Origin of the sequence: Streptomyces sp. NPDC020898 (genome assembly GCF_044333925.1) — a bacterium.
GTDB lineage: Bacteria > Actinomycetota > Actinomycetes > Streptomycetales > Streptomycetaceae > Streptomyces.
In genome coordinates this window covers 107092-123511 of the sequence record NZ_JBIRRV010000019.1, presented here as the reverse complement: position 1 = coordinate 123511, position 16420 = coordinate 107092, and the positions used below count along the sequence as shown (strand labels likewise).

Annotated in this window: 16 protein-coding genes; 3 read left to right on the top strand and 13 right to left on the bottom strand. The window is 70.8% G+C overall.

Annotated elements, in window-relative coordinates:
* Positions 1-27 precede the first annotated feature (27 nt).
* Positions 28-2556: an ATP-dependent Clp protease ATP-binding subunit gene (locus ACH4TV_RS40000; protein ID WP_398406260.1), complete on the bottom strand. Its 2529-nt coding sequence runs from the start codon at positions 2554-2556 to the stop codon at positions 28-30.
* Positions 2557-2988: 432 nt separating this feature from the next.
* On the opposite strand from ACH4TV_RS40000, the gene ACH4TV_RS39995 reads away from it, so the two are divergent.
* Positions 2989-3609 carry an SCO3374 family protein gene (locus ACH4TV_RS39995; protein WP_398406259.1) on the top strand — a complete coding sequence of 207 codons (621 nt, stop codon included), beginning with the start codon at positions 2989-2991 and terminating at the stop codon, positions 3607-3609.
* Here ACH4TV_RS39995 and ACH4TV_RS39990 read toward each other — a convergent pair.
* From ACH4TV_RS39990 to ACH4TV_RS39945, 10 genes are all read right to left on the bottom strand, one after another.
* Positions 3588-3923 carry an Lsr2 family protein gene (locus ACH4TV_RS39990; protein WP_398406258.1) on the bottom strand — a complete coding sequence of 112 codons (336 nt, stop codon included), beginning with the start codon at positions 3921-3923 and terminating at the stop codon, positions 3588-3590. The genes ACH4TV_RS39995 and ACH4TV_RS39990 overlap by 22 nt on opposite strands.
* Positions 3924-4147: 224 nt before the next feature.
* Positions 4148-4681: an amino-acid N-acetyltransferase gene (locus tag ACH4TV_RS39985; protein ID WP_398406257.1), complete on the bottom strand. Its 534-nt coding sequence runs from the start codon at positions 4679-4681 to the stop codon at positions 4148-4150.
* A 9-nt stretch (positions 4682-4690) separates the two neighbouring features.
* The gene (locus tag ACH4TV_RS39980) at positions 4691-5140 is read right to left on the bottom strand and encodes a BlaI/MecI/CopY family transcriptional regulator (protein WP_398406256.1); all 450 of its coding nucleotides are present in this window, start codon (positions 5138-5140) and stop codon (positions 4691-4693) included.
* A 102-nt stretch (positions 5141-5242) separates the two neighbouring features.
* Entirely contained in the window at positions 5243-5434 is a 192-nt protein-coding gene (locus ACH4TV_RS39975; RefSeq protein ID WP_398406255.1) for a hypothetical protein, read from the bottom strand.
* 70 nt (positions 5435-5504) lie between these two features.
* Positions 5505-6140, bottom strand: a complete 636-nt coding sequence (locus ACH4TV_RS39970) for a hypothetical protein (RefSeq protein WP_398406291.1) — start codon at positions 6138-6140, stop codon at positions 5505-5507.
* Positions 6141-6349: 209 nt separating this feature from the next.
* A complete protein-coding gene (locus ACH4TV_RS39965; protein WP_105970850.1) occupies positions 6350-7147 on the bottom strand; it encodes a type III pantothenate kinase in 798 nt (265 codons plus the stop codon).
* Between the two features lie 8 nt (positions 7148-7155).
* Positions 7156-8142, bottom strand: coding sequence for a carboxylating nicotinate-nucleotide diphosphorylase (nadC, locus tag ACH4TV_RS39960; RefSeq protein ID WP_398406254.1), 987 nt, complete (start codon positions 8140-8142; stop codon positions 7156-7158).
* A 5-nt stretch (positions 8143-8147) separates the two neighbouring features.
* A complete protein-coding gene (locus ACH4TV_RS39955; RefSeq protein ID WP_398406253.1) occupies positions 8148-9914 on the bottom strand; it encodes an L-aspartate oxidase in 1767 nt (588 codons plus the stop codon).
* Positions 9911-10933 carry a pantoate--beta-alanine ligase gene (gene panC, locus ACH4TV_RS39950; RefSeq protein WP_398406252.1) on the bottom strand — a complete coding sequence of 341 codons (1023 nt, stop codon included), beginning with the start codon at positions 10931-10933 and terminating at the stop codon, positions 9911-9913. Before panC ends, ACH4TV_RS39955 begins: the two co-directional genes overlap by 4 nt.
* Positions 10930-11892: a Rossmann-like and DUF2520 domain-containing protein gene (locus tag ACH4TV_RS39945; RefSeq protein ID WP_398406251.1), complete on the bottom strand. Its 963-nt coding sequence runs from the start codon at positions 11890-11892 to the stop codon at positions 10930-10932. Before ACH4TV_RS39945 ends, panC begins: the two co-directional genes overlap by 4 nt.
* A 203-nt stretch (positions 11893-12095) precedes the next feature.
* On the opposite strand from ACH4TV_RS39945, the gene ACH4TV_RS39940 reads away from it, so the two are divergent.
* Both ACH4TV_RS39940 and ACH4TV_RS39935 read left to right on the top strand, forming a co-directional pair.
* Complete coding sequence (locus tag ACH4TV_RS39940) at positions 12096-13286, top strand: threonine aldolase family protein (protein WP_398406250.1); 1191 nt, start codon at positions 12096-12098, stop codon at positions 13284-13286.
* Positions 13287-13342: 56 nt separating this feature from the next.
* Complete coding sequence (locus ACH4TV_RS39935) at positions 13343-14443, top strand: DUF5937 family protein (protein WP_398406249.1); 1101 nt, start codon at positions 13343-13345, stop codon at positions 14441-14443.
* A gap of 27 nt (positions 14444-14470) precedes the next feature.
* On the opposite strand, the gene ACH4TV_RS39930 is transcribed toward ACH4TV_RS39935, so the two are convergent.
* Positions 14471-15142, bottom strand: a complete 672-nt coding sequence (locus ACH4TV_RS39930) for a response regulator (RefSeq protein WP_398406248.1) — start codon at positions 15140-15142, stop codon at positions 14471-14473.
* 53 nt (positions 15143-15195) lie between these two features.
* Positions 15196-16398 carry a sensor histidine kinase gene (locus ACH4TV_RS39925; protein ID WP_398406247.1) on the bottom strand — a complete coding sequence of 401 codons (1203 nt, stop codon included), beginning with the start codon at positions 16396-16398 and terminating at the stop codon, positions 15196-15198.
* Positions 16399-16420 lie beyond the last annotated feature (22 nt).

Genomic DNA, 16420 nt, shown 5'->3' with positions numbered 1-16420 from the left:
CAGATCTTCAGGCGAACCCCCGGAGGGTCACGCCTCCTTGCTCAGGTTCGGACCGGTACCGCCGGCCGCCTGCTCGATCGGGGGGACGTCGGGCAGCGCCGACTTCTCCTCGCCGCGGAAGGTGAAGGTCGCGGTCTCGCCCTCGCCCTCCGTGCCGACGACCACGATGTGACCGGGGCGCAGCTCACCGAAGAGGATCTTCTCGGAGAGCGTGTCCTCGATCTCGCGCTGGATCGTGCGACGCAGCGGACGCGCGCCCAGCACCGGGTCGTAACCCTTCTTGGACAGCAGCTCCTTGGCGGCCTGGGAGAGCTCGATGCCCATGTCCCGGTCCTTGAGGCGCTCGTCCACCTTGCCGATCATCAGGTCGACGATCGTGAGGATGTCCTCCTGCGTCAGCTGCGGGAAGACGACCACGTCGTCGACGCGGTTGAGGAACTCGGGGCGGAAGTGCTGCTTGAGCTCGTCCGAGACCTTGTTCTTCATGCGCTCGTAGTTGGACTTCTTGTCACCGGAGGCCGCGAAGCCCAGGTTGAAGCCCTTCGAGATGTCCCGCGTGCCGAGGTTGGTCGTCATGATGATGACCGTGTTCTTGAAGTCCACGACCCGGCCCTGGGAGTCGGTCAGGCGACCGTCCTCCAGGATCTGCAGCAGCGAGTTGAAGATGTCCGGGTGTGCCTTCTCGACCTCGTCGAAGAGGACGACGGAGAACGGCTTGCGGCGGACCTTCTCGGTCAGCTGGCCGCCCTCTTCGTAACCCACGTATCCGGGCGGGGAACCGAAGAGACGCGACACCGTGTGCTTCTCGCTGAACTCCGACATGTCGAGGGAGATCAGCGCGTCCTCGTCACCGAAGAGGAACTCGGCCAGGGCCTTGCTCAGCTCGGTCTTACCGACACCGGACGGACCGGCGAAGATGAACGAACCACCGGGACGCTTCGGGTCCTTCAGACCGGCACGCGTACGACGGATCGCCTTCGACAGCGCCTTGACGGCGTCGACCTGGCCGATGACCCGCTTGTGGAGCTCGTCCTCCATGCGCAGCAGGCGGCTCGACTCCTCCTCGGTCAGCTTGAAGACCGGGATGCCGGTGGCGGTCGCGAGGACCTCGGCGATCAGCTCGCCGTCGACCTCGGCGACGACGTCCATGTCGCCGGCCTTCCACTCCTTCTCCCGCTTGGCCTTCGCGGCGAGGAGCTGCTTCTCCTTGTCACGCAGAGAGGCGGCCTTCTCGAAGTCCTGCGAGTCGATCGCGGACTCCTTGTCCCGACGCACGCCGGCGATCTTCTCGTCGAACTCGCGCAGGTCCGGCGGAGCGGTCATCCGGCGGATGCGCATCCGGGAACCGGCCTCGTCGATGAGGTCGATCGCCTTGTCCGGCAGGAACCGGTCCGAGATGTACCGGTCGGCGAGCGTCGCCGCCTGCACCAGGGCCTCGTCGGTGATCGAGACGCGGTGATGCGCCTCGTACCGGTCGCGCAGGCCCTTGAGGATCTCGATCGTGTGGGGGAGGGAAGGCTCCGCCACCTGGATCGGCTGGAAGCGGCGCTCGAGGGCCGCGTCCTTCTCGAGGTGCTTGCGGTACTCGTCGAGCGTGGTCGCACCGATGGTCTGGAGCTCACCACGGGCCAGCATCGGCTTGAGGATGGAGGCCGCGTCGATCGCGCCCTCGGCGGCACCCGCGCCGACGAGCGTGTGCAGCTCGTCGATGAACAGGATGATGTCGCCGCGGGTGCGGATCTCCTTGAGGACCTTCTTCAGGCGCTCCTCGAAGTCACCGCGGTAGCGGGAGCCGGCGACCAGCGCACCGAGGTCCAGGGTGTAGAGGTGCTTGTCCTTGAGGGTCTCGGGCACCTCGCCCTTGACGATGGCCTGGGCGAGACCCTCGACGACGGCGGTCTTGCCGACGCCGGGCTCGCCGATGAGCACCGGGTTGTTCTTCGTACGGCGGGACAGCACCTGCATGACCCGCTCGATCTCCTTCTCGCGCCCGATGACCGGGTCGAGCTTGGATTCGCGGGCCGCCTGCGTGAGGTTCCGGCCGAACTGGTCGAGGACCAGGGACGTCGAGGGGGTGCCCTCGGCAGGACCGCCACTGGCGCCGGCGGTCTCCTTGCCCTGGTAACCGGAGAGCAGCTGGATGACCTGCTGCCGCACCCGGTTGAGATCTGCGCCCAGCTTGACGAGGACCTGGGCGGCGACGCCCTCGCCCTCGCGGATCAGGCCGAGCAGGATGTGTTCCGTGCCGATGTAGTTGTGGCCCAGCTGAAGGGCCTCGCGGAGCGAGAGCTCCAGGACCTTCTTGGCACGGGGGGTGAAGGGGATGTGGCCGGACGGGGCCTGCTGCCCCTGCCCGATGATCTCCTCCACCTGCTGGCGGACCGCCTCGAGCGAAATCCCGAGGCTCTCCAGGGCCTTAGCGGCGACACCCTCACCCTCGTGGATCAGGCCCAGGAGGATGTGCTCGGTGCCGATGTAGTTGTGGTTGAGCATCCGGGCTTCTTCCTGAGCCAGGACGACAACCCGCCGCGCGCGGTCGGTGAACCTCTCGAACATCGTTAATCGCTCCTCAGAGCGGTCAGGCAGTAAGGGGACGCTCCCCTCCCTGTCCTTCCGCAGCTTAGTCCCGCAAGCGGGGACCGCTCATTCCAACTGCCGACACCTGTCCTTGGCCTCCTGACCCCGAACGCCGACATATGCTCCAACCCGATGGTGCGAGACGATGTTCCCGCAGGCCAGGCAGTTAGCTTCACCATCAGTACGCCGATGGCGAACGCGAGACGTCCTTTTCTGCGTGTCGCCCCCTCCCACTAGGGATGTCTTACCCGCAGGGACTGACACTCCACATCCCGGGCGCACCGGTTCCCTCCGCTATGGGCGAACAACCCTGCACCGCCGGACAGCTCCGAACGCCCCGATATCGGCACTCTGCGCATCCCCAGGGGAACCCAGCGTAACTCGCGGGCCTTTACGGCGGTTGGCTTCGGCATGGTCCCCACACTCCCCTTTCCTCGCCACCCGTCCGACGCGAGCGATGCCACGAGTGATGTCCAGCAGTGGTACGAGAACGAACTGGGGTGGCCGACAGTGCCCGGTTCCGGATCCGCGGGACTTCCGGTACGTCTGGTCGTGGGCCCGCGCTTCGATGTCCTGGACGTGCCGGCGGAGGCGGGGTTCGCGGCGCTGCGGCACCGGGGACAGGCGCGGGCGCCGGGCTTTCCGGTGGCCCTGAGCGGGGACCGGATGCGGCTGCTGGTGGCTGCGGGCAGCGCGGACGAGCTGCCCGGGCTGCTGGACTGGCTGGAGTGGGGCAGGCTCATCCCGGACCTGAAGGCGATCGGCGCGGGCGGCCACATCGAGGCGCCCCCGCCGCCCGGACCCCCGGCCGGGGCGGGCGTCCTTGTGGGCCGGGAAAATCCGCAGGGGGCCGCTGTCTGGCTGCGGCCCCCTGAAACAGGACGCGGGACGGAAATCCCGCTGCCGACGATGTCGGCCCTGGGGGGCGTCGGAGGCGCCCCCGATCTCGTACGGCTGGTGGACACACTGGCAACGCATTGCCACCGCGTCCGGCTGCGGCGTGCGTGTGCTCAGCCGTTGGCCTTCTCGTAAGCCTCACGAATGGACGCGGGAACGCGGCCACGGTCGTTGACCTCGTAACCGTTCTCCTTCGCCCAAGCACGGATCTGCGCGGTGTCCTGGCTGCCGCCGGTGGCGACGCGCGCCTTTCCACGCCCACCCGAAGCACGGCCACCGGTACGACGGCCGCCCTTGACGTAGGCCTCGAGAAGACCGCGAAGCTTGTCAGCATTGGCAGTCGTGAGATCGATCTCGTACGTCTTGCCGTCCAACGCGAACGTCACGGTCTCGTCGGCCTCGCCGCCGTCGAGGTCGTCGACAAGAAGGACCTGAACCTTCTGTGCCACCGGATTTCCTTTCATCGATAACTTGGGAGCCGAAGGCTGCGGCGTACGCCGCCGTTTCGCGTCCCCTGTTATATGCAGTACTGCAGTACGTTGGAAAGCAAACCGCTTTTGCCGGAAAAACACAAACCCCCGGGAGAGACCGACTGCCCTTCCCCGGACCGGAAACGTACGCGTTTCGGACATAGGGAACCTGGGCAGGGCGGCTCACAGGAATTGCCCGCCGATCACAGATGCAGAAGCATCCGGCTGTTGCCCAAGGTGTTCGGTTTCACTCGTTCGAGACCGAGGAACTCCGCGACGCCCTCGTCATAGGAACGCAGCAGCTCCGCGTAGACATCGGTGTCAACAGGCGTCTCACCGATCTCCACGAAGCCGTGCTTCCCGAAGAAGTCCACTTCGAAGGTCAGACAGAAAACGCGTCGAACGCCGAGCCAGCGCGCGGTCTGCAGCAACTTCTCCAGCAACTGATGTCCCACACCGGAACCTCTCAGGTCCGGGTTCACCGCGAGAGTACGCACTTCGGCGAGGTCTTCCCACATCACGTGGAGTGCACCGCACCCCACGACCTCGCCGTTGTCGTCGCGTTCGGCGACCCAGAACTCCTGGATGTCCTCGTAAAGCGTCACCGTCGCTTTGTCGAGCAGGATACGGCCACGGACGAACGAGTCAAGGAGTGAGCGCACGGCCTGGACATCACTGGTCCTGGCCCGCCGGACGGTGATGGCTTTTGCGGTGACTTCGGGACGCATCGCTGACATGAGCGGACGCTATCGCCCGGTGGAGTCCCGGACCGAGGCGGGGTTCTCGTAGCCGGTATGTTCCGCGGCTTCCGCCTGTACCGCCTGTTCGGTCTGTTCGGTCTGTTCGGTCCGTCGGGGCTGTTCGACCTGTTCCGGCCCTTCGACGATGTGAACGGCATCCCGCAGCGCGAGCCGCTGTTCTTCGCTCATCATGCCGAAGAACGCGACGAGAGCGGCGGCGGGGTTGTCACTCTGCGACCACGCGTCGTTCATCAGCGCGGCCGCGTAGGCGGCACGGGTGGAGACCGCCTCATATCGATAGGCCCGGCCTTCCGCCTCGCGGCGCACCCAGCCCTTCTGATGGAGATTGTCCAAAACGGTCATCACCGTGGTGTACGCGATGGACCGTTCCTGCCGAAGGTCTTCCAGGACTTCTCGAACGGTCACCGGGCGGTTCCACTTCCACACCCGCGTCATGACCGCGTCTTCGAGTTCTCCCAATGGGCGAGGCACAACTCAGCACACTAGTGGGAGAAACGGTGAATAGCGCGAAGGACGTGCACTTTCAGTGCTAAATGCCTACGAAACGGGGCGATCCTGGCTGACCTGTCCGGCCTGCCGGGTCTGCTCGGCCCGGGCGAGGGTGGCGTCGACGACGGCATCCTCCTTGGTCTTGTTGGCACCGCCCTGACTCTTCACCATCGTCACGATCACACCGATGAAGAGCGCGGCCATCACTACCGGGGGCACGAGCGCGGAGACGTATTCCATGCGCCCAGAGTAGCCAGGGCCGACGGAAGGCCCGGGCGGGGGCCCGGGCCTTCGGTGGGTTCAGCGGCGTTCAGCCCGCGGCGAGCTGCTGCGGGGGATTCGCGGGCGGGGCCGGCTTGCGGCGGGGGAAGACCTCGCCGGGGGTGGGGATGGGGCGGTCGGGATGGGGCGTCGCGGGGCGGGGAGCCGGGGCGGGCCGTTCCACAGGCTGCTTCTCCGCGGGCTTCTCGCCCGGTTTCCTGCCGGGTTCCCCGGCGGCGAGCCCGCCGGTCAGCGCCAGGAGGCGGGTACGGGAGGCGGGCACGGTCGGCGCGACCGGCCGGCGGGCGGCCCCTCTGGCGCCCAGCCGGGCCCGTACGTCCCGTTCCGCGAACCGCAGACAGCGGTCCAGGAGGACGGCGGCGACGGGGTTTCCGCGCAGCGCCCGCAGGCCGGCGAGGTCATCCGGGTCCGGGCGGTACCCGGCGCCCAGCGCCTCCTCCAGGAGCGTGAGATAGCCGGCGGCGGTGCCGGGCAGGGCGGCGCGGTAGCGGGCGAGGTCGGCCACGAGGAAGGCGCGGAGCCTGATCCCCTCGTGCGCCGCCTCGTCGACGGACTCGGCGAGCCGGAGACAGTCCTGAACGTCCTCTGCGGAGGCGGGGCCGGGGTGGAGGGCGAGGGCGAGGGCGCGACGGAGCACACGCAGCTCCTCCGCACCGAACGCCATGCCGCCGCGAGATCCGAATGGCGTGGGCATGCGGCGACGATACGCGCTAATCAGACAAATTCGGCATTACGGATAGGGCGTGGCGCGCCCTTTCAGCCCGTTGGGGGTCCCCCCTCTGGGGGAGTTTGAGGACGAGCGCGTTCAGCGCGAACGGGGGTTCGGGGGCGGAGCCCCCGAGGATGGGACGGGTAGGGGCGGCGGGGGCGGATCTACATACGGGACACGTTCCGCTCGTACACCAGCCGCAGCCCGATCAGCGTCAGCCACGGCTCGTGCTCGTCGATCACCGACGCCTCGCCGAGGACCATCGGCGCCAGCCCACCCGTAGCGATCACGGTCACGTCGTCCGGGTCCTCCGCCAGCTCCTTCGCCATCCGCGTCACCACGCCGTCGACCTGGCCCGCGAACCCGTAGATGATGCCCGCCTGCATCGCCTCGACCGTGTTCTTGCCGATCACGGCCCGGGGACGCGCCACCTCGATCTTCCGGAGCTGCGCCCCCTTCACCCCGAGCGCCTCGACGGAGATCTCGATCCCGGGCGCGATCACCCCGCCCACGTACTCCCCGCGCGCGGACACCGCGTCGAAGGTGGTCGCCGTACCGAAGTCGACGACGATCGCAGGGCCCCCGTACAGCTCGACGGCGGCGACCGCGTTGATGATGCGGTCCGCGCCGACCTCCTTGGGGTTGTCGGTGAGGATCGGTACGCCGGTCTTCACGCCGGGTTCGACCAGTACCGCCGGCACATCGCCGTAGTACCGCCGCGTCACCTCGCGCAGCTCGTGCAGCACCGAGGGCACGGTCGCGCAGATGGCGATGCCGTCGATGCCGTCGCCCAGCTCGTCGCCGAGGAGCGGGTGCATGCCCATGAGGCCCTGGAGGAGGACCGCCAGTTCGTCGGCCGTGCGGCGCGCGTCCGTGGAGATGCGCCAGTGCTCGACGATCTCGTCGCCGTCGAAGAGTCCGAGGACGGTGTGCGTGTTTCCTACGTCGATGGTCAGCAGCATGGCGTTACCTACTCCGCCGCTCGCAGGTCGAGACCGATGTCGAGGATCGGTGCGGAGTGGGTGAGGGCGCCGACCGCCAGGTAGTCGACGCCGGTGTCGGCGTACTCCTTGGCGTTCTTCAGGACCAGCCGGCCGGAGACCTCCAGCAACGCCCGCCCGGCGACGACCGCGACGGCCTCGTCGCACTCACCGGGGGTGAAGTTGTCCAGGAGGATCAGATCGGCGCCCGCGTCGACGACCTCGCGCAGCTGGTGCAGCGTGTCGACCTCGACCTCGATCGGTACGTCCGGGTAGGCGTCCCGTACGGCCTTGAAGGCCTGGGCGACGCCGCCGGCGGCCACCACGTGGTTGTCCTTGACGAGGGCCGCGTCCGACAGGGACATGCGGTGGTTGACGCCGCCGCCGCAGCGGACCGCGTACTTCTCCAGGGCACGCAGCCCGGGAGTCGTCTTGCGGGTGTCGCGGACCCGCGCCTTGGTGCCCTCCAGGACGTCCGCCCACGCGCGCGTGGCGGTCGCGATGCCGGACAGGCGGCACAGGAGGTTGAGGGCGCTGCGCTCGGCGGTCAGGAGGTCACGGGTGCGGGTCGTGACGCTGAGGAGCTTCTGGCCGGCCTCCACGCGGTCGCCGTCCTCGACGTGCCGCTCGACCTCGAACTCGTCGGTGCAGACCACGGAGACGACCGCCTCGGCGATCCGCAGACCGGCGACGACGCCTCCCTCGCGGGCGGTGAAGTCGGCGGTGGCGCGGGCGTCCTCGGGGATGGTCGCGACGGTCGTCACGTCCACGCCGTGGTCGAGGTCCTCCTGGATGGCGACGTTGGCGATGTCCTCGACCTCCAGCGGGTCGAGGCCTGCGTCGGCGAGGAGGGCGGCGAGCGCGGGGTCGAGGCCGCACTCCATGTACATGTCGTCTGCCGTGTCGGAGGCATCGCCGCAGGCGCAGCCGTCGCCGCAGCCGCCGCTCTGGGCGAGGGGAAGGTCGGGGGTGCTCACGTCTGTCACTGCTCCTGGGGACGGTGCCCCGGCTGGTGCTGCCGGGTCGGGGGGAAGTCTGCGGTGTCGGTGGTGTGTACGGCCAGCGTCCGGTCGGGATTCAGCCGTACGACGATGTGCCGGTGCCAGGTCGTGTCGTCGCGCTCGGCGTGGTCCTCGCGCCAGTGGCAGCCGCGGGTCTCCTCGCGCTGCCTGGCGGCGGTGACCAGAACGCGGGCCACGCACAGGAGGTTGGTGGCCTCCCAGGTGTCGACGCCCGGCTCGGAGGTCTTGCCGTGCTCGTCGAGCGCGTCGCGGGCCGCGGCGTGCAGCTGCTGGAGTGCCGTGGCGGCCGTGTCCAGGGAGGTGGCCGAGCGCAGTACGCCGGCGCCCTCCGTCATGATGCGCTGGATCGCGAAGCGGGCCTCGGGGGCGAGGAGCGGGTGCGCGGGCTTCTCGGGGTGCGGCACGGGGACGGGCACGCGCGCGTGGAGGCCGTTTCCGGCGTGGGCCGCGGTGATGTCGGCGACGATGCGCTCGGCGTAGACCAGGCCCTCCAGGAGGGAGTTGGAGGCGAGCCGGTTGGCGCCGTGGACACCGGTGCAGGCGACCTCTCCGCACGCGTACAGGCCGGGGACGGTCGTACGGCCCCGGGAGTCGGTGCGGACGCCGCCGGAGGCGTAGTGGGCGGCCGGGGCGACCGGGACGGGCTCGGTGACCGGGTCGATGCCGTGGGAGCGGCAGGAGGCGAGGATCGTCGGGAAGCGGTGCTCCCACATGTCGGCGCCGAAGTGCCGGGCGTCCAGGAACATGTGTTCGGCGCCCTGCTCCTGCATGCGGCGCATGATGCCCTTGGCGACGATGTCCCGGGGCGCGAGTTCGCCGAGTTCGTGCTGGCCGGTCATGAAACGCACGCCGTCGGCGTCGACGAGATGGGCGCCCTCACCGCGTACCGCCTCGGAGACGAGCGGCTGCTGGCCCTCGGCGTCGGTGCCCAGGAAGAGCACCGTGGGGTGGAACTGGACGAACTCCAGGTCGCTGACCTCGGCGCCCGCGCGCAACGCCAGGGCCACGCCGTCGCCGGTGGACACGGACGGGTTGGTGGTCGCCGAGAAGACCTGGCCCATGCCGCCGGTGGCGAGGACCACCGCGGGGGCGTGGACGGCCCCCACGCCGTCGTGCTGGCCCTCTCCCATGACGTGCAGGGTCACACCCGCCGTACGGCCGTCGGCGTCCGTCAGGAGGTCCAGGACGAGCGCGTTCTCAACCGTACGCATGCCTCGCGCGCGGACCGCTTCGACGAGTGCGCGGGAGATCTCCGCACCGGTCGCGTCGCCGCCCGCGTGCGCTATGCGGCGGCGGTGGTGGCCGCCCTCGCGGGTCAGTTCCAGTCCTCCTTCGGAGGACTCGTCGAAGTGGGCGCCGGTCTCGATGAGCCGCCGTACGGCGTCCGGGCCCTCCGTGACGAGGATCCGTACGGCCTCCTCGTCGCACAGGCCCGCGCCGGCCACCAGGGTGTCGTCCAGGTGCTGTTCGGGGGTGTCGCCCTCCCCCAGGGCCGCCGCGATGCCGCCCTGGGCCCAGCGGGTGGAGCCGTCGTCGAGGCGGGCCTTGGTGACGACGACCGTCTTGAGGCCGGCCGCGTCGCAGCGCAGGGCCGCGGTGAGGCCGGCGACCCCGGAGCCGACGACCACGACGTCCGCGGTCAGGGCCCAGCCGGGGGCCGGGGCGTGCAGCCGTATGCCGGTGGCGGTGCCGGCGCGGCTGCCGGCGGTGGGGCCTGTGGTGGTCACGAGGCGGCTCCGGGGGTTCCGAAAGTGAGCGGGATGTTGTCGATCAGCCGGGTCGTCCCGACCTTGGCTGCGACGGCGAGGACGGCTTCGCCCGTGAAGTCGTCCGGGATCTCGGTGAAGTCGGCGGGGTCGACCAGGGCGAGGTAGTCGAGGACCAGCGGCGGCTTGAGGCGGGCCGCGTCGTCCAGGAGCAGGCGGGCGGCGACCCGGACGGCGGTGGGACCGCCGCCGGGGACCTTCGCGACGGCGTGCGCGTCGGCGGCGGCGCGGGATTCGCCGATCGCGCTGAGGGCCTGGGCACGCGCGTGCGTGGCGGGCACTTCGCGGGCCCGCGCGCGCAGCGCCTCCTGGGCGGCGTGCCGGTCGCTGCCGGCGAACAGTGCCTGGGAGAGCGCGAGCGCCGTACGCCGTTCCTGAGCGGAGAGGTAGCGGTTGCGGCTGGACAGGGCCAGGCCGTCGGGTTCGCGGACGGTCGGTACGCCGACGATCTCCACGCCGAAGTTCAGGTCGCGGACCATGCGGCGGATCATCGCGAGCTGCTGGGCGTCCTTCTGCCCGAAGAAGGCCACGTCGGGGCGGGTGAGGTGGAGCAGCTTGCCCACGACGGTGAGCACGCCGTCGAAGTGCCCGGGGCGCGTGGCGCCTTCCAGTCGCTCTCCCATGGGGCCCGAACTGATCCGCACCTGGGGTTGGCCGCCCGGGTAGACCTCGTCCACGGAGGGGGCGAACACGGCGTCCGCGCCCGCCTGTTCGGCGAGTTCGACGTCGGCGTCGAGGGTGCGCGGGTAGCGGTCGAGGTCCTCGCCCTGGCCGAACTGGAGGGGGTTCACGAAGACGGTGACGACCACGAAGCCCTTGGGGCCGACGTGTTCCCGGGCGGTCCGGACCAGGGTGGCGTGGCCTTCGTGGAGGGCGCCCATGGTCATGACCACGGCGTTGTGTCCGGGCACGCCGATGTGTGCGCGCGCGTCCTCCAGGCCGTCGATGTCGGACAGGAGTCCCCAGAAACGGCTGCTCATCGGTCTCCCCCGTCGTTCTTGGGGCTCTCCGGACTCTCCGGGCCCGCGGGCGGGTTCGTGCCGCCCGCCAGTACCCCGAGGAGGTCCTCGGCCAGCTCCGGCTTGAGGAGGCCGTGTGCGAGGGCGCGGTCGGCGGTCGCGCGGGCCATCGCCAGATAGGCGGCGACACTCTGCGGGGAGTGCTTGCGCAATTCGGCGACGTGCGCGGCGACGGTGCCCGCGTCCCCGCGCGCAACGGGTCCGGTGAGCGCCGCGTCCCCGGAGCGCAGCGCGTTGTCCAGGGCGGCGCCCAGCAGCGGGCCGAGCATCCGGTTGGGGGATTCGACGCCGGCCGCGCGCAGCAGGTCCATGGACTCGGCGACCAGGGTCACCAGGTGGTTGGCGCCCAGGGCGAGGGCCGCGTGGTAGAGCGGGCGGCTCTCCTCGGCGATCCATTCGGGTTCGCCGCCCATCTCGATGACGAGGGCCTCGGCGGCCATCCGCAGCTCCGCGCGCGCGGTGACCCCGAAGGAGCACCCGGCGAGCCGCTGGACGTCCACGGGAGTGCCGGTGAACGTCATGGCGGGGTGCAGGGCCAGCGGCAGCGCGCCGGCCCGCAGGGCGGGGTCCAGGACCTGCACGCCGTACCGCCCGGAGGTGTGCACGAGCAGCTGTCCGGGCCGTACGGCGCCGGTCTCGGCGAGCCCCTCGACGAGCCCCGGCAGGGCGTCGTCCGGAACGGTCAGCAGGACGAGGTCGGCGCGCTCCATGACCTGGGCCGTCGACACGACGGGCACGTCCGGGAGCAGCAGCCCGGCCCGCCGGACGGAGGCGTCGGAGACCGCGGAGACGGCCACCGGACGGTGTCCGGCGAGTTGCAGGGACGCGGCCAGCGCAGGGCCCACGCGTCCGGCGCCGACCACGCCGACAGTGAGCCGCGCGGGGCGGTCCTTGGGGTCTGGCTGTTGGAATGTACTCACTCGACGACGGCCTTCCCGTTCCAGTCCGCTCGGGGTACCGGACGATGTACCGGACGATTTCTCGTCATGTTAACGCGATCGGTCCGGGAGGCGTCCGGTTGTCCACAGGCTGTGGGCACGCGCGAGCCGTCGGTGTACAGACCCCGCCGGGCGTACGGAAATCCGCGTGACCGCCCCGACCTGCGCGCGGCATGATCCGGAGCATGAGCGATAGGGCGGGGCAGGCCGGGCGACCGGACGAGGAACCCGGTGGCGAACACGTCGGCGGACACGGCAAGGACGAACGGCGGCTGCGGCGCCGGGCCGCGCTCCGGGGCGCCGAACGGGTCCTGGCCCGCCCGGGGTTCCTGGGGTCGATCGGGCAGCGGCTGGCGCTGCTCGACGAGGCGCGGGAGTCGTACGACCTGGACGAGCCGTCCGACATCTACGGCGGCGGGATCGTCGAGACCCTGGAGGAGCGGGTCGCCTGGCTGCTCGGCAAGGAGGCCGCGGCCTTCTTCCCCACCGGCACGATGGCCCAGCAGGTCGCCCTGCGCTGCTGGGCGGGCCGCACCGGCAGTCCCAGCGTGGCCCTGCACGCACTGGGCCACCCCGAGGTGCACGAGCGGAACGCGTTCGGCATGGTCAGCGGACTGCGCCCGCTCCGGGTGACGAGCGAGCCCCGGCTGCCGACGGCCGACGAGGTGCGCGACTTCGACGAGCCCTTCGGGACGCTGATGCTCGAACTGCCCCTCCGGGACGCCGGTTTCGTGCTGCCCACGTGGGAGGAGCTGTCCGCGGTCGTGGCGGCGGCGCGGGAACGCGACGCGGTGGTGCACTTCGACGGGGCCCGCCTGTGGGAGTCGACCACCCACTTCGGCCGCCCCCTGGACGAGATAGCGGGCCTCGCGGACAGCGTCTATGTGTCGCTCTACAAGTCCCTCGACGGCTTCGGCGGCGCCGTACTGGCCGGTCCCAGGACCCTCGTCGAGGAGGCGAAGGCCTGGCGGCACCGGTACGGCGGCGCGATCTTCCAGCAGTTCCCGACGGTCCTGTCGGCCCTCGTCGGCCTGGACCGCGAGCTGCCCCGCCTCCCGGAGTACGTGGCCCACGCGCGCGTGGTCGCCGCCGCGCTGCGCGAGGGCTTCGCGGCGGCCGGGGTGCCGTGGGCGCGCGTCCACCCGGAGGTGCCGCACACGAACGAGTTCCAGGTCTGGCTGCCGTACGACCACGAGGTCACCGCGGAGGCCGCGGTCCGGCAGGGCGAGGAGACGAAGACCCTCCTGTTCGCCAACGAATGGGCCCGCGGCGGCCCGGGGCTCGCGGTCACGGAGATGTTCGTCCGCGCCGCCGGTCTGGAGTGGACGGCGGACGACGTGAAGGCGGCGGTGACGGAGTTCGTGGCGCGGCTGTAGGAGGCCGTGGTGGCGGGCACGGAGGCGTTGTCAGTGGTGGGGTGCACGATGAGTGCATGAGCGTGAGCATCGACGTGTGCGGGCTGGGGCGGGAGCAGGTCGCCGTCGTGCCGTCGCCGCTGGCCGAGCTCGGCATGGCGCTGCACGCGCTGACCGAGCCGGGGCACCACCCCCGGCTTCAGGGCTGGGCGACGGGGGTGACCGCCCGGCTCGACCCGCATCTGGCCGACCGGATGTGCGATGCGGACTTCCTGTGGCGCTCCACGTTCTCGGACCTCTTCCTGCCGTACGCGGGACTGGGCGCGGGCACGGTCCCCGGCGGCACCCTCACCGCGGAACTCGACCAGCTGGACCGGCTGACGGACGAACAGTTCGTGGACGCGGGCCTGGAGTTCACCTGCGCGCTGCCGTACGACGAGCAGGGCGTCGGCGCGCTCGCCGACGCCGACGCGCGCGGGCGGGCCCTCGCCCTGGCCGCCTCCCGCGGACCCCGGCAGGTGCGGTTCACCAAGCGGCTGCTGGACGACCCGCCCCGGATCCGCACCTGGCTGCGGCAGCTGCTCGCGGACTGCGACGAGGCCTTCTTCGCCGAGACCTGGTCCCGGCTGCACCCCCAGCTCGCGGCGGACGCCCGCCACAAGACGGACCTCCTGCGGCACAAGGGCCTGCCGGACGCGCTGGCCTCGGTGTCGTCCGCGGTCACGCTCGACGAGGCCGCCGGCCGGATCACCGTCGACAAGCTGGGCAGCGGCCACACCACGGCCGCGGGCAGCCTCCTGCTCGTCCCGACGAGCCTGGGCTGGCCGCACCTGATGGTCCTGCACCGGTACGGCTGGCAGCCGGTCCTGCACTACCCGGCGGGCTCCCCCGAACTCGCCGCCCCGCCCTCGGTCGAGCAGCTCGGCCTGCGGATGACCGCGCTGTCCCACCCGGTGCGGATGCGGCTGTGCCGCCAGCTGGCCCGCAGCTCGTTCACGACCAGCGAGCTGGCGCGGACGCACGGCATGACGGCACCCGAGATATCCCGGCACCTCACCGTCCTGCGGAAGGCGGGCCTGACCACCACCCGCCGCCGCGGCCGGTACGTCCTGCACCAGCTGGACGTGACGATGGTGGCGCGACTGGGCAGCGACTTCCTGGAGGGCCTCCTCAGGTAGCCGGCCGGTTCCGGAAACCCGACGGGGTCAGCCGCCCCCGCCCGCCCGCACCAGCCCCGTCTCGTACGCGAGGACGACCACCTGCACGCGGTCCCGCAGCCCCAGCTTGGTCAGGATGCGGCCCACGTGCGTCTTCACGGTCGCCTCCGACAGCACCAGCCGGGCCGCGATCTCACCGTTCGACAGGCCCTGGGCGACCAGGATCATGACCTCGCGCTCTCGGTCGGTGAGCCGCTCCAGTTCCTTCTGCTTGGGCTGCTTTCCGGTGCTCGGCAGCATGGGCGCGAAGCGGTCGAGGAGCCGCCGGGTCGTCGAGGGCGCCACGACGGCGTCTCCGCTGTGCACGGAGCGGATCGCGGTGAGGAGCTCACCGGGCGGCACGTCCTTGAGCATGAAGCCGGACGCGCCGGCCTTGAGCCCGGAGAAGGCGTACTCGTCGAGGTCGAAGGTGGTCAGGATCAGCACCTTCGGCGGGTCCTCGCCCTGGCAGATGCGCCGGGTGGTCTCCACCCCGTCGAGCTTCGGCATGCGTACGTCCATCAGCACCACGTCGACCTCGGCCTCCCGCAGTACCTGGAGGGCCTCGACGCCGTCACCCGCCTCCGCCACGACCTCCATGTCCGGCTGGGCGTCGAGCACCATCCGGAACCCGGTGCGCAGCAGCACCTGGTCGTCGACGAGCATCACGCGGATCGGCATGGCGGGGTCCTCCGATAGATCGAACGTGCACTCTTATATCGAACGTGCACGTGTCAGTGAGCGGGTTTCAGCGGCAGCAGAGCGCTGATGCGGAAGCCGCCGCCCGGGCGCGGGCCCGCGTCCAGGGTGCCGCCCACCATGCCGACGCGCTCGCGCATGCCGATCAGGCCGTGTCCCTGCCCGTCGGGGCCGCCCTCTTCGTACAGCTCGTGCGGGGCGCCCTTGCCGTCGTCCTCGACCAGCAGGCCGAGACCGTCGTCGAAGTAGACCAGGCGCACGCTCGCTCCGGTGTTCGGGCCACCGTGCTTGCGGGTGTTGGTGAGCGCCTCCTGCACGATGCGGTACGCCGTCAGCTCCACGCCGCTGGGCAGCGGGCGCGGGGTGCCCTCGACCTTGAAGTCGACGGGCAGGCCCGCCGTACGGCACTGCTCGATCAGCTCGTCGAGCTGCTCCACGTCGGGCTGCGGAACGTACTCGCCGCTCTCCTGGTGCTCGCCGGTGCGCAGGACGCCGAGCAGCCGGCGCATCTCGGCGAGGGCCTGGCGGCCGGTGCCGGAGATGGTCTCCAATGCCTTCTTCGCCTGGTCGGGGGCGGAGTCGAGGACGTAGGCGGCGCCGTCGGCCTGGACCACCATCACGGAGACGTTGTGCGCGACGACGTCGTGCAGCTCACGGGCGATCCGGGCGCGCTCGGCGGCGACCGCCACCTTGGCCTGCGCCTCGCGCTCCCGCTCCAGACGGGCGGCGCGCTCCTCCAGCTGGGCGAAGTAGGCGCGGCGGGTGCGCAGCGAGTCGCCGAGCACCCAGGCCAGGGCGAACGGCACCGTCAGGAAGACCATCAGGGCGAGATTGCCCGCGGTGCTCGACTCCCTCTCCGGCCAGCGCAGCTGGGCCAGCGGGGCCGCGACCATGCCGCCGATCAGCGCGAACCGCGAGGCCCAGCGAGGCCCGCTCACGGCCACCGTGTAGACGATCACCAGCATGGCGAAGTTGGCGGGCAACGGCTCGACGTCCAGCGCCAGCTGCGCCAGCCCGACCACGGCGGCCAGCACCAGCATCCGTTCGGGCATGCGCCGGCGCAGGGCGATCACCAGGCACAGCAGGAGCATCACCAGGACGGTCGCCGCCGGCTCGTCGGCGCCCCGGGCCTCCTCCCGGGCGGCTCCGCCCAGCACGGAGATCCCGAACAGGAAGACGGCCCAGAAGCCGTCGACCCATGCCGGGTGTCTGCGGAGGAAGTCATAGACGCGTTGCACGTAACCCAGAGTAGGGATGCGT

Coding starts and splice junctions, on each gene's coding strand:
- ACH4TV_RS40000 (WP_398406260.1), bottom strand. CDS start 2,556: ATGTTCGAGAGGTTCACCGACCGCGCGCGGCGGGTTGTCGTCCTGGCT.
- ACH4TV_RS39995 (WP_398406259.1), top strand. CDS start 2,989: ATGGTCCCCACACTCCCCTTTCCTCGCCACCCGTCCGACGCGAGCGAT.
- ACH4TV_RS39985 (WP_398406257.1), bottom strand. CDS start 4,681: ATGTCAGCGATGCGTCCCGAAGTCACCGCAAAAGCCATCACCGTCCGG.
- ACH4TV_RS39980 (WP_398406256.1), bottom strand. CDS start 5,140: ATGACGCGGGTGTGGAAGTGGAACCGCCCGGTGACCGTTCGAGAAGTC.
- ACH4TV_RS39975 (WP_398406255.1), bottom strand. CDS start 5,434: ATGGAATACGTCTCCGCGCTCGTGCCCCCGGTAGTGATGGCCGCGCTC.
- ACH4TV_RS39970 (WP_398406291.1), bottom strand. CDS start 6,140: ATGGCGTTCGGTGCGGAGGAGCTGCGTGTGCTCCGTCGCGCCCTCGCC.
- ACH4TV_RS39965 (WP_105970850.1), bottom strand. CDS start 7,147: ATGCTGCTGACCATCGACGTAGGAAACACGCACACCGTCCTCGGACTC.
- panC (WP_398406252.1), bottom strand. CDS start 10,933: ATGAGCAGCCGTTTCTGGGGACTCCTGTCCGACATCGACGGCCTGGAG.
- ACH4TV_RS39940 (WP_398406250.1), top strand. CDS start 12,096: ATGAGCGATAGGGCGGGGCAGGCCGGGCGACCGGACGAGGAACCCGGT.
- ACH4TV_RS39935 (WP_398406249.1), top strand. CDS start 13,343: ATGAGCGTGAGCATCGACGTGTGCGGGCTGGGGCGGGAGCAGGTCGCC.
- ACH4TV_RS39930 (WP_398406248.1), bottom strand. CDS start 15,142: ATGCCGATCCGCGTGATGCTCGTCGACGACCAGGTGCTGCTGCGCACC.